This window comes from Ruegeria sp. AK11 (genome assembly GCF_056541095.1).
This window is the reverse complement of record NZ_JBQFXU010000006.1, coordinates 35,115-47,606: the sequence shown is the minus strand read 5'-3', so window position 1 is coordinate 47,606 and position 12,492 is coordinate 35,115. Positions and strand designations below refer to the sequence as shown.

At 52.8% G+C, this 12,492-nt stretch carries 8 protein-coding genes and 2 pseudogenes; 4 read left to right on the top strand and 6 right to left on the bottom strand.

Going from position 1 to position 12,492, the window contains the following annotated elements:
- Positions 1 to 27 precede the first annotated feature (27 nt).
- Positions 28 to 1,038, bottom strand: coding sequence for a sialic acid TRAP transporter substrate-binding protein SiaP (locus tag ACR0D9_RS14245; protein WP_480483577.1), 1,011 nt, complete (start codon positions 1,036 to 1,038; stop codon positions 28 to 30).
- Positions 1,039 to 1,138: 100 nt separating this feature from the next.
- On the bottom strand, positions 1,139 to 2,221 hold the full coding sequence (locus tag ACR0D9_RS14240) for a Gfo/Idh/MocA family protein (protein ID WP_480483578.1): 1,083 nt from the start codon (positions 2,219 to 2,221) through the stop codon (positions 1,139 to 1,141).
- Positions 2,222 to 2,429: 208 nt separating this feature from the next.
- Between ACR0D9_RS14240 and ACR0D9_RS14235 the strand changes: the two genes are divergently transcribed.
- Positions 2,430 to 3,083, top strand: a complete 654-nt coding sequence (locus ACR0D9_RS14235) for a GntR family transcriptional regulator (RefSeq protein WP_209506749.1) — start codon at positions 2,430 to 2,432, stop codon at positions 3,081 to 3,083.
- A gap of 397 nt (positions 3,084 to 3,480) precedes the next feature.
- On the opposite strand, the gene ACR0D9_RS14230 is transcribed toward ACR0D9_RS14235, so the two are convergent.
- Both ACR0D9_RS14230 and ACR0D9_RS14225 read right to left on the bottom strand, forming a co-directional pair.
- Positions 3,481 to 5,178 (bottom strand): caspase family protein, encoded by a 1,698-nt coding sequence (locus ACR0D9_RS14230; RefSeq protein ID WP_480539167.1) that lies wholly within the window; start codon positions 5,176 to 5,178, stop codon positions 3,481 to 3,483.
- Between the two features lie 134 nt (positions 5,179 to 5,312).
- Positions 5,313 to 7,088 carry a caspase family protein gene (locus tag ACR0D9_RS14225; protein ID WP_480539165.1) on the bottom strand — a complete coding sequence of 592 codons (1,776 nt, stop codon included), beginning with the start codon at positions 7,086 to 7,088 and terminating at the stop codon, positions 5,313 to 5,315.
- A 381-nt stretch (positions 7,089 to 7,469) separates the two neighbouring features.
- Here ACR0D9_RS14225 and ACR0D9_RS14220 point away from each other — a divergent pair, with 381 nt between their 5' ends.
- Together ACR0D9_RS14220 and ACR0D9_RS14215 are read left to right on the top strand one after the other, a co-directional pair.
- Positions 7,470 to 7,961 carry a DUF928 domain-containing protein gene (locus ACR0D9_RS14220; protein ID WP_480539235.1) on the top strand — a complete coding sequence of 164 codons (492 nt, stop codon included), beginning with the start codon at positions 7,470 to 7,472 and terminating at the stop codon, positions 7,959 to 7,961.
- Positions 7,958 to 9,874 carry a CHASE2 domain-containing protein gene (locus tag ACR0D9_RS14215; RefSeq protein WP_480539163.1) on the top strand — a complete coding sequence of 639 codons (1,917 nt, stop codon included), beginning with the start codon at positions 7,958 to 7,960 and terminating at the stop codon, positions 9,872 to 9,874. Before ACR0D9_RS14220 ends, ACR0D9_RS14215 begins: the two co-directional genes overlap by 4 nt.
- A 25-nt stretch (positions 9,875 to 9,899) precedes the next feature.
- On the opposite strand, the gene ACR0D9_RS14210 is transcribed toward ACR0D9_RS14215, so the two are convergent.
- Entirely contained in the window at positions 9,900 to 11,723 is a 1,824-nt protein-coding gene (locus ACR0D9_RS14210; protein ID WP_480539161.1) for a caspase family protein, read from the bottom strand.
- Between the two features lie 107 nt (positions 11,724 to 11,830).
- Between ACR0D9_RS14210 and ACR0D9_RS14205 the strand changes: the two are divergent.
- Positions 11,831 to 11,989, top strand: a pseudogene (locus tag ACR0D9_RS14205) (IS6 family transposase); the annotation flags it as partial.
- A gap of 303 nt (positions 11,990 to 12,292) precedes the next feature.
- Here ACR0D9_RS14205 and ACR0D9_RS14200 read toward each other — a convergent pair.
- A pseudogene (locus tag ACR0D9_RS14200) lies at positions 12,293 to 12,424 on the bottom strand (IS110 family transposase); the annotation flags it as partial.
- Between the last annotated feature and the right edge of the window lie 68 nt (positions 12,425 to 12,492).

Below are 12,492 nucleotides of genomic sequence, written 5' to 3'. Positions count from 1 at the left end.
GGTTCTCCCTCCCCTGTCTTACTGGGTTCAGTTGCCCAGAGCGTTGATCTGATCCAGAACGCCTTCGGGCCATGAGCCAGCGAATTCGCTGTCCAGATACATAGACTGTACCTGATCGCGGAACGCAGCGAGATCGGGTTCGTAAATCTCCATGCCCTGCTCTTTCAGGAAGCTGACAAGATCCTCTTCTTTCTGAAGCTGCTTCTGGCGGCCTGATTCAGCTGCTGCGTCCGCAGCTTCCTGAACCTTGGCTTGCTGTTCCGGTGTCAGCCCGTCCCAAACCTCTTTGCCGATGGCGATATAGTTCAGGTCGACCAGATGCGATGTCAGGACGATCTGATTGGTCACTTCATAGAACTTGGCGTCGACGACGGTCGGCAACGGGTTATCCTGGCCGTCAACGGCACCGGTCGACAGCGCGGTATAGACTTCGGAGAAGGCCATCGGTGTCGGCGCGGCACCCAGCGCCTTGCCAAGGAACTGCCATGCGTCGGTGCCCGGCATCCGCAGATTCACGCCTTCCAAATCCGCGGGTGTCGTGACTGTCAGCTCATCCTTGGGCTGGCGCAGGTTCACCTGACGACGGCCCAGATACATGACCGACAGCAGTTTGACGCCTAATTCTTCTTCGGCCTTCTGCTTAAAGGCATCCATCAAGGGATCGTTGAAGACAGCCACCTGATGCGCGGCGTCCTGGTGGACATAACCTGCGGTAAAGATCGAAAACTCGGGGAAGAACTGTGCCAGTTCCTGCGCCGAGGTGATCGACATTTCCAGGTTACCCCGGCTGATGGCATCCAACTCGGTGCCTTGGGCAAAGATGGTTCCATTATAGCTGGGCTCGTAGCTTGCAAAATCAGCGACCATCGGCGCGAAAACCTCGGCCATAGCGACCGAGCGCTGGTCGGTCTCCGATCCTGATGTTGCGAGGCGAAGTTGCACTTTGTCTTCCGCCAGCGCACCGCTTGTCGCGCCAAACAGAACACCGGTTGCAACAAGGGCTGATACAGCAGCCCGGCGGGTAAGTTTGGTAATCACTTTGCTCCTCCCTGAGACATCATGATGCTTCTTTTTTGCGATTCAGAGTTTTGCCCTATTTTGGAAATTTTGCAAGATTTTTTGCAAAATATCTGATATTTTATACTACTGTCATATCTACCATTGGTGTTTTTTGTAAGTTTTTGATCCTGACCGTTTCACCTGTTCTGCAAGAATTCTGAATAGCTTCAATAACTTGAAGCGTTCTGAAACCTTCCCATCCAGACACAATCGGCACTGCTTCGTGCCGGGCTACTTCAATAAAGTGCCTGAGCTGATTGACCAAAGGGTCAGACGCACCCTTCTTCAGCGCGGTCGATGAGATAGGCGTCCACCAGTCCCGTTGCTCACTCTGGTAACTCCACAGGCGAAGATCGGGAACGGACAACGAACCATGAGAGCCACCGATCATATAGCTACTCTCTGTGGTCGAAGGATAGATTGGATATTCCTGAGACGTCATCTCCCAGCTCCATGGAGCAACGATGCTGTCGGACACACTTATGGTCCCTATCGCCCCGCTTTCAAATGTCAACAGCGCACCAGCAACATCTTCGTTGTCGTAGCCCCGCTGCGATGCAGCCGACTGAGCCTGTACGGTCACAACTTCTCCGGCCAGGTACCTCAGCAGATCCACATCGTGGACAAGATTGACCGAGATGGGCCCTGCACCGGGTTTCTTTCTCCAGGGCGCAGTATCAAAATACTCGTCTGGCTTATAGAACCAGCAATTCGCATGGACAGCGCGCACATTTCCAATCTTTCCATCGACAATTGCTTCCTTAGCCGACCTGATCAGAGGATTGTGTCTGCGATGATGACCGACCATCAGTGGCACATTGGCCTTCTCCGCAGCTTGAACAAGCTCAAGTGCAGCGGTGGCTTCTACGGCGATCGGTTTTTCGACAAGAACAGGACAACCGTGTCGAACACACGTGAGGCCTTGTTCAACATGAAGCGTGGTCGGGGTCGCAAGAACAGCTCCGTCTGGCGTCTGATTTGCAAACATTTTCTCGAGGGTCTCGTAACATGCGACCCCGTGCTCAACGGCGTAAGCACGACCTTCATCACTGGGGTCGACTACCGCAACGAGATCAACATGGCGCAACGCTCGGATAGCGTCTGCGTGGCGGCGTCCAACAAGACCAATGCCGACAATGGCAATGCGAAAGTTCTTAGACACTTTGCTTCCTTCCGGAGGGTCCGGAAAATCCCGAAACCGTTGATTGCGATCAGGCTGCCTTGCCCAATTTGGCCACGACCGTATTGGGGTTTTCGCGATTCCGCAATAATGTATGATATTATTATTTATACCATACATCAGTTTGGATTGCTGATGTCTCAAAAAAATGCTAATTGAACGAGGAAACTAAAAATATCGGGTGAAACGCATGGCGAAACAGCCGTCTACGATAGGTGCAAGCACCTATCAGCGCATCAAGCGGGACATCATCTTCGGGGAGCTGCAGCCCGGCTCCAAACTGAAGCTGGACGCCTTGAAGGAACGCTATTCGGCAAGCCTTTCGACACTTCGTGAAACGCTGAACAGGCTCGCCAGCGACGGATTTGTCGAAGCTCCTGAGCAACGGGGTTTCCTGGTCACGCCAGTTTCACGAGAAGACCTGACCGAGATTTCAGAACTGCGCGTTCTGCTGGAATGCCACGCGTTGGAGTTGTCCATTGCGAATGGCGACACGGACTGGGAAGGCAACCTGGTCGCTGCGCATCATAAGCTGCATTTGATGGAGCAACGGCTTCTCAAGGGTGATGACTCTGAAAAGGAAACCTGGAAGAGGTACGATTCAGAGTTTCATCAAGCGATGATTGCAGCCTGTAATTCCAAGAACCTCTTATCCCTTCACTCAATCATTTATGACAAGTACCTTCGTTATCAGATGCTCGTACTGACCTACCGAGGTGAGGTTGCAGCCCAAGAACACAAACGAATGTTCGATGCCGCGTTGGCCAAAGACGCTGATACAGCCAAGAAACTGTTGGAAGATCACATCAGAAATGGCCTCGCCCACACGTTGGAGGCTATGTAAGGCGGCATGCTGATTGTGTGCCTCGACGTCTTCAGGTCGATTTGGCAGGGAATACCTCAAGATTCCACATCTAAATCGAGAAGTTTGTGAGCGCCCCATACCGGACCTTTGGCGTCGAAGCCGAATGCTGGTGGTGCAGCCCGCATAGCTGCCGATCGCTGGGATCCCGCCCACCACCTTCCGATATCACCGACCTCATGGCAGGGTACGGAGTTCTACAACAACATGCAGCTACTTCAGTTGATTTAGTGGAAATTCTATTTTCAACGGCTCTCAAGCCGATGGCCGACTTCGTAGTAGAGGAAATCGGTCTCTGCAACTTTGGCGCAAACGGCACGCAGCTTGGTATTCATGCCGCTCTTGTCGACCCTCGTCATCTTGGGATTTCCGTTGGAAGCTAGTTCGCACGTCTAACCAGGAAATTCAGGAAAAACTGACCGTCGATACGTCGTGGCTCATACACGAGGCGTCGGTCGGGTTGCAGTCCTTGAGGCAATTTTACATCAATTCGAACCTTGTAGGGCGTCACCGGTGGACCAAAATGTGAGCTTAGGGTGAAACGGAGTTTCAGTTGACCGTTGTCATCCAATGACCCCTGGAAATCCTTGAACCACGGACCGCCTCCGGTAAACGCTTGGGCGGACACCAGAGTCACTTTGCTGCCTTTCCGATTGATCCGCAATGACGCGAGTGGTTCGATTTTTCCGGGGTAGTAGGATTCGTCGCCGCGCGTTGCAGTCTGCCAATAGTCATCATCCCATCTACGCCGAATGGAGATGACGTAATCACCGTCTAAACCTACAGCAACCGCAACTTCCTTGCAAACGCGACCCGGTTCTTTCTTAAGCGCAATAAGGGTCTGTTGTTGGTTCAGACCTTCCGCCGGAAGCCCCAGGTTTTTTCGGGCGTTCCGGTATCTAGTATATGCCGCTCTAGTGCGAGGACCTGCAACGCCGTCCGCCGCGCCCGCACTGCATCCGACGCGGTTCAATTCGCTCTGAATGTCACGGACCAGGCTGCGTGTCTGTGCTTCCTCAGTCGGATTGTCCGGCGGAGCCGCAACGGCGACTTCCGTCTCGTTCGTTCTGGGGTTGTCGTCAGGAGCAGCTTGTTGCCTTGCCTTCTCACGCAGATCATCCCGAAGCGAAAGGGCGAGCGTTACCGCAAAGTGATCATTCTGTTCCTGATAACGGTTTAGAAAGGACTCAATTGCATCCAGCGTTCCGAGTGAACGAGCCAACTCAAAGTCAGCGTAGATTTCACGGTTGTCAGACCCGACACGCTTGGCTTCCGGCGGCATGGGCGCTGCCACCGGAACTAGGTAGATATCTTGGCTCGGTAAAGAACCGTAGGTGAAAGGTTCCTGAAACCCATCTGTCAACTTAAATACGGTGTCGCGGACCTTGCGGAACATTTTACCTAGTTCCAGCCCAGGCTCTTCGATGTGCTTTAGCAGCGCTGTGGCATACGGGCTGTTACGCCCCTCTCCATCAAGAGCCAACGTTCCACCCTTGGCTGCGTAGCTTACTAATACTCCGCTGGGGTCAATACGACCCAATCCGCGACCGATGGAGCGTGTGCCGCCATTTCTTTCCATCGTGCTCAGGAATGGGTTGTTCCGGCACGCATCGATCAAAACGACCTTTAACCCATCGGCACCCGACAAAGAACTGATGACGGAGTCCAACCGTATCGCTTCAAATTCGATATCCTGATCGCTGCGCAGTTCTGAGTTTACAGGAATAAGGTAGTTTGTGTTTTCGATCTCAATCCCGTGACCCGCAAAATAGATGATGGCCATATCCGCATCTTTCGCCGCTCGACCAAAGTCGCGCAACGCAATGCGGAGACCACGGTAATCTAGATTCTGATTGTGCCAAACCGTGAAACCGATCCGTTGCAAGGCTTTGGCCAGATCCGAGGCATCATTGCCTGCATTTGGAAGATTGGCGACATGTTGATACTCGGCATTTCCAATCACCAATGCGACCCGTTTGGTGTCCGCGTGCGCAACATGCGAAACCGAGAACCAAATCGCAAAGCCTATCAGCCATAAGAATGTCCTGAAAGGATATTGAAATGAACTGTTAAACAAACTGCCCCCGATCGGAACAAGTTGAGACGCCTGAACATTACCACATAACCTGATTGAATCGAATATGCTGATCCGATTGCCAGCGTATCCTCATAAAAAACATAGCTTCGCTGAAACCCTTTGGGCAGAGCGCGTTATTTCAGAGAAGCTTCCAAGACCACGGAACGCGCATTCCATCCAGAGCCATCGAACCATTTTGTTGGGGTCACATCGTCAAGGTCGCGCCGTCCTCGCGCTTCGTACTGAAATTGGGCAAATGATTTTCTGCCTTTGCCGTGGGTTTTGTTTGGCTTGGATGGCAACCAGTTGGTGTAGCTCACGGGTTCTCCGCTGAACCATCGCCATCCGATGATGGCACCGTCTTCTTTGGGGTCCTTTCTGAACCCGAAATAGGGTCCGGCCTTGTAGCTGATTTTCGTTTTGCTGTCGTATCCCAATTCAAAGAAAGCCGGGTCACTTGAAATCATCCGGACGATGAACGCATTCTCTGCAGCCGATGTTATTGCGGCCAAATCCAAGCCACATTTTTGCGCCTCGCTGCGCGCACTCTGCACACTGCCTGAATAAACCAGCGCAATATATAGGTTTCCGCGAAACGTACCATAGACGCTTTTACGCAGGCCCAAACAGCCAAGAATTTGCGTGACCTCTTCGGATTCACCTAACACTTCCAGCTCGGATATATCCTGTCGGACAGCAAAGGGATTGCTGATAAAACTCGCGCCATCATCCGCCAGCGGTCTGATCCCCAAGCCGGACAGGACAGCAAGATCGGCATATCCGGTTGGTTCTAACCCGACGTTGGCCTGAAGCGCCTTGATGCCTGATCGGGTCCGCGGTCCGAAAACTCCGTCAGGTGTACCGACGTCGAAGCCTGAGTTGTTAAGACTTTGTTGTACTTCCTTCTTCTGAGCAGGGCCCGGCAAGAGCGCGGCTTCTATCTCATCGAGCCGCCCGCTTTTTCTGGTCCAGGCAGGTGTGATCTGGGCCATCCGCTTCAGTATTTCGGGCTCGGATAACGTTGCAGCGCGATAGGATCTGGCGACCAAATCCCACCCCCTGACTGTGTTCACCTTCATAGCTGCGGCCAGCGCGTTTTTCTGAGTTACCTGCGGCTGCAAGACTGGTTCGTCAGACTCCTGAAGGTCAGGGAAGGGTAATGCAGCCTGTTCTACCTTGGGGACCAAAAATATGTCCTCGCCCGGTAGTGAGCCATAGACAAAAGGCTCCTGATACCCGTCGGTCAGTGCGACCACGCGGTCGCGCACCTTGCGGAACAGTTTACCAAGTTCCACTCCCGGTTCTTCAACATGTTCCAGAAACGCCTGCGCGTAAGGGCTGTTCCGGCCGTCGCCATCCTGCGCCAGAGTCCCACCTCGGGCCGCGTATCCGACCACGACTCCTCTTGGTTCAACCGCGGCCAGACCGCGCCCGATTGAACGAGTGCTCGAGGCCTTTTTCATCTGGGCCAAAAACGGGTTGTTTCGGCATGCGTCAACAATCACGATACTTAGAGCCGACGAGCCAGCAATGGCATTCACGATAGCGTCCAGACGAATGGCTTCAAATTCTACATCCCGATCACTTTTTAGCGCGGCATTCACGGGTATCAGATAGTTTGTGTTCTCAATTTCGATTCCGTGGCCCGCGAAATACGCAAGCGCCACTTCCGCATCGGCTGCGGCTTCGGCAAAGTCGCGCAATGCAATGCGCATATCTGTGTAACTCAGGTTTTGATGCTGTGTAACCTCAAACCCAATGCGCTGTAACGCCTTAGATATGTCCTCAGCATCATTGGCCGGATTGCGCAGGTCCGGGACGTATTGATAGGCGGAGTTACCTATTACAAGAGCGACGCGCTTGCCCTTAGCCTCTGCCGCAAGCGGCAAGATCAAGAGCAAACAAACCACCAACAAACACGAGGCGCCGCTTCGCCATTTGCTTTCAGGAACCATGAGCACAGACTCGACTCTGAACCGAACAGATCCTTATTTTAGCATAAAATTGCCTGACCACCGAGCTTAGGATCAGCTGAAGCGAGACAGAGCAGGAACTGGACTCAACGTAGTTTCAAGCCTACGCTAAACCTTCAAAAAGCGGATACACCTGCAGTTTTCTTCGAGAGGCGTCTTGTGTCGTGGAATTGGGTATCAATAGCTGTTTTTGTCTTCGTACTGGCTGCAGGCCTGTTTCTCAGCGGTTTTGCGCTGGCTTCCGGCGATGAGAAAAACACCGACACGTCCGCAGAAATTGTGTTTGTTCCTCCCAAAATAGGTACGCCAAAGGATCGAATGGGCGCAGGCACCCGGAATATACCTTCGGATGCCGCTTCTGACCTATTGCTACTGGTTCCAGCAGACGGTGGGCTAACAACTCAAGCCTTTCCGCCGTTGATCTGGCGGCTAACTCGCGGCCATCGAGGAAATGTAATCGTCAAACTGGGCCCATCCGGGATGACTGCAACAGAGTTACACATCAGTGGCCCTTTCCCACCCGGCGATTACGGTCTGGACCTGAGTAGGTCAAATATTGTGCTGGACACCGACCGAGTTTATCTTTTGCAACTCGAGTTGCTCGATCCAAACACCGACGCGGTGGTCGAACGAACATCAGGATTGATCGAGCGTTTGCCGGAAGAATTTAGATCCGACACCCCGGCCGCAGCTGGTCTGTGGTTCGATGCGCTCTCTGAACTTGTGGATATAGGCCTCAGCGGCCGTGTGCAGGCGACGAACCCAGCCGAACTCGAACAATTGCTGAACTCAGCTGGCGTAGGTCAGTGACATCGAAGCGTCAAAAGCATGCATGGCAGAGAACGTCATCGCTCATGCCGGTTTGGCAACGCTGGGTGTTGGTCTGTGTCATTACACTGATTGTCGGCATGCCTCTGGTCGAACTCCGGAAAAAAGGCATGCTCGAGTCACTTGAGCTTCTCCAATACGATTGGACAATATCGGCCTTTGCGGCGGATGAACCTATAGCAGACGTTTATCTGGTTGCCATCACCGACCGAGATTTGAGCGAATGGGGTTGGCCTGTCCCCGATCGGCAATTGGCACAGATTGTAAACACCTTGCTCGCCTCTGGTGCAACTACGGTGGGCGTCGACATTTACAGGGACGTTCCGGCAGGTGAAGGTCGGGACGCCTTACTTGAGGTGCTGAGCGATCCCAGAGTTTTCGTGATCTCGAAATTGCAGGATAGCGAGACTGCTGGCATTTCAGCGCCGCCGGGCACGCACACTGGGTTCGCTGATATTCCAATTGACCCTGATGGCGTTGCCCGACGCGCCTTGTTGTTAGTAAATACGCACGATGGTATTTCCCTGTCACTGCCTATGCATCTGGCCGCGACCCATACCGGGCAACCCGCATTGAAAAGCGCTCCCGACAATCCGCGCTATTTGATGTTTGGCGATACAGTTGTAGAACCCTTGGCCCCGGGTGCAAACCTGTTCCGCAACGTGGATACGTCAGGCTATCAAATCGTCATTGATTACAAAAATGCATTGCCGATCACGCGCAGTGTTCCCGCCGCAGAGATTCTGACTCACACTGGGCTGGATCGCTTTGAGGGAAATGCCGTGATAATCGGCGTTACCAGTCATTCCGTAAAAGATTACTTTTCAACACCACTCAACCGATCAACCGGGTCAGATTTTACCTTTGGTGCCGAAATTCATGCCGCCATCGTTCAACAGTTGATTGACTACTTCAACGGCCAAGCCTCTCCGCTGCGCGCGTTGGACGGTCAGTTCCCTGCGTTCATCATCCTCGCTTCGGTCTTCTTAGGTGCCTGCGTGTCTGTTTTCGTCAGGGTCACCGGCAATGCGGTGTTGCTGGCTGGGATAGGTGGCGTCCTGCTAACGATTACGTTGTCCATGTTTCAACAGTTCGCGTTGTTAATGCCTGTCGCGCCTTCTCTGCTGGGCTGGACTTTCGGGTTTCTTTTCGGCTTTGGGATCATCTCAGGCTTTTCGCGCAACCAAAGACGCGCGATCGCACAGGTTTTTTCATCTCATCTGTCCGAAGAGTTGTCAGCTGAGATCTGGAAGCAGCGCAAAAATCTAATGTCGGGTGGAAAGCCCCGATCTCGACAGCTGTATGTTACGGCGCTGCTTGCGGATATTGAAGGGTCGACCCTCGCCGGGAATGCGACGGATGCAGACGAGTTTATGACGTGGATCGCGCGAATTCTTGATCGGCTGGGTGAAATCGCTCGCGCGCATGGTGGGTTTGTCGAGAAATATACAGGAGACGGCATACTGGTTGTGTTTGGCGCGCCAATTCCAAGCGAAACACACGAGCAAAGGCAATCGGACGCGCAGGCCGGACTACGTTGTGCCAACGCCATGCGCGAAGCCGTGGCATCACTTAATAACACTTTTCGAAATCAACGTGCATACAAGCTACGGATAGCGCTGAACAGTGGAGAAGCAATCGGTGGCACACTGGGTGTCAGCGGATCCATGCATTATAACGTCATCGGTGATACAATAAATGTCGCTGCACGCCTGGAAAGCTGGATCAAGACCCTAGCACCGGATGCCGATGGGTTTCGTCCTATTTATATGACCATGGCGACGGCAAAAACTGTGGACGCTGAACGACGATGGCCAGTGGCTGCGAGTTTCATTCACGATGATGGCGAGACAGAAATTCAAGTGGTTGAACTCAACAGGCGCGTACCCGAGTAGCTGCGAATACTTCGTGTTGTGAGTTTCAACGTTTTGTTATCGTCACATCCATGAAAAAGGCTTTGTCGAACTGGCCTTGGTTGGAGTGGAGGGTTTGCCCCTTGGAAAAGTCTGCAGGAATTCTCTGAGTAATTGAGAAGGGGACAACTCTTACTTTACCAAACAGGTACCCTGTATTTCCCGAAATACGCAACCGCCCCTTTTCTGATAACGATGCGCGAAATCGTTTTGGTCGATTTTCACCACCTTCCGTCAGATCCTGAGCGCTGATCATCTGAAACCCGGCGGACGACTTCCGGTACACCATCTGCAACACTATTTTGGGCCGATCCTTAGCAAGCTCCGGGTCATTGTAGTTTGGATTGGGTCGTCTTCTGACCACGATTGAGTAATCCCCATGGTAGCTGTTTGCTACTGCGCCGGTTTGGGTCGTCTTCGGCAAGGCAGCAAGCGTTTCGCCGCTCGTTTGTTCCTCGCTGTGCGCCGAGGGTGGCGGCTTTGCGACGTTCTTTAACACAGCAAGGCTTTGCGCTGTCAGATACCCCGTTCTGGTCGAACCGCTTTTGCTCTGAAATTGCTTTAGTGCCGCACGAGAGCGCGTACCGAATATCCCATCAACAGGCCCGGCTGAATACCCTAGGAAATTCAGACCACGTTGAATGTTGCGATAGTCGTTTTGGCTGAGATTAAGATCCTTTTCTGCCACAAGGGCTGGATCTGGTTGTTGCCCCGCGACGTTCTCCTGGTTCGTCGTGTTGATCGGGCTTTGGGACGCGGCAGCAGACTCTGTAGGCACGCTGGCGTTGTTCTTAATCGGTTGTGAACGGCTGAGCACATCGGCTACGTCAGCCGCATATTGACCAGCGCGTGTATTTGGATAGAGCTGCGCGATCATCTTCAAAGCGCCCAACTTGACCGTTTGATCATCCAACTTTAACGCTTCGCGCAGAACGCGTTGGGCAGATTTTTCACGCTCATCTTCAGGCGAGGACTCGGCAACAGGCGCAGGCGTTTCTTTTAAAATGGAAGGTACCTTGGCCGCTGCAGGGACAAGGAATATATCCCGCCCTGGCAATGAGCCATAAGTGAAGGGCTCTTGGTACCCATCGGTAAGTTTAAAGACTGAATCCCGGACTTTGCGAAACAATTTCCCAAGTTCCAGCCCGGGAACCTCAATATGTTCAAGCAGCGCTTCGGCATATGGGCTGTTGCGACCTTTTCCATCCAAAGCCAAAGTTCTACCGCGTGCAGAATAGCCGACCAGAACACCTCCGGGGTCAATACTGCTCAATCCGCGCCCGATCGACCGCGTCGCGGTTGTGCGCTCCATATCAGAAAGGAACGGATTGTTTCGGCAGGCGTCAATAAGAACAAGTTTGAGACCTTTCGCCGTCGATACCGAATTTAGTACCGAGTCCAGCCGTATAGCCTCGAATTCCACATCCTTGTCGCTTTTGAGTTCCGCGTTGGTGGGAATCAGGTAATTAGTGTTGTCTATTTCGATGCCATGACCCGCAAAATAGACCAATACCACGTCGGCCGTCGCAGCCTTGTCGGAAAAATCCCGAAGGGCCAGCCGCATTTGGCGATAGTCGAGATCGTATAATTCGGTCACATTAAAACTTATCCGACCAAGCGCTGCTGCTATATCCCGGGCGTCATTTGCCGAGTTCGGAATATTCGAAACGTACTCATACTGCGAATTTCCTATGACAAGCGCCGTACGTCTGACATCAGATACGTCCGCCAGTACAATAGCAGGTCCGAACATCACAATAGCGATGAGGCTAGACCTAAGCCGCAAAAAACCTAGAAAAACAAGGTGTACTAGCATAATAACTTCGTCCACGAAAGCCGCAGTTACTTTAACATAATCCACATCGAATCGCGATAAGGCTACAAAGAATTTGCCAGGTGTGCCGCCAACTTTTTCGTATGAACCGCGCTAAAACTTCCCGTTTCATCAAACGAAGGATCAGGCCTACGCTGGGATTCAAGTCGTTCACTTCAGCAGCATCTGCCTTGGCTGGTATCGAACTGGTCAACATGATCCGCAAAGGTCAGTTCACGCCTGGACTCTCTCCATTTCAACAGTTTGCCAGATTGGCTGGATAATCGGCTCGTCAGCACTGACAATGCTAATCTCATTTAAGTTTGCGACACGTGTAGACGCCCAAAACACAAGAGGTAATTTTGACCGGTAATTGCATCGGTTCGGGTACTGACATGTGTTCGGCCTGTTGCGCGGCGTTTGCACATGCCGCTGGCCCCTATGGTGTTAGCGGATCCGGTCCAATTCAGAACCACGTGCTCAAAGCACTCTGTCGCAAGCTGGTTTTTCCGACCCGGTCTCACGATCCTTATGCCATACCGTCCATTGTCCTCTTCCGTTTCCGCCGCCTCGCGGCCACAGACGCCTTACGCGTTGGCAGCCGGAGCCCGGTAGACTTCCCCTGTGTTCATCAAGGCCCAAACGATCCTCGCCATCATGTTCGCAAGGGCCACGCGAACCAGCAGTGGCGGCTTGCGTTCGATCATGCGGGCAAGCCAGGGATCGGTTTCCGTTCTCTTACGTGAACGCCACATAACAACGCTGTTGCGAAGTTTCCTGCAGTTCG

Coding starts and splice junctions, on each gene's coding strand:
- ACR0D9_RS14235 (WP_209506749.1), top strand. CDS start 2,430: ATGGCGAAACAGCCGTCTACGATAGGTGCAAGCACCTATCAGCGCATC.
- ACR0D9_RS14220 (WP_480539235.1), top strand. CDS start 7,470: ATGGGCGCAGGCACCCGGAATATACCTTCGGATGCCGCTTCTGACCTA.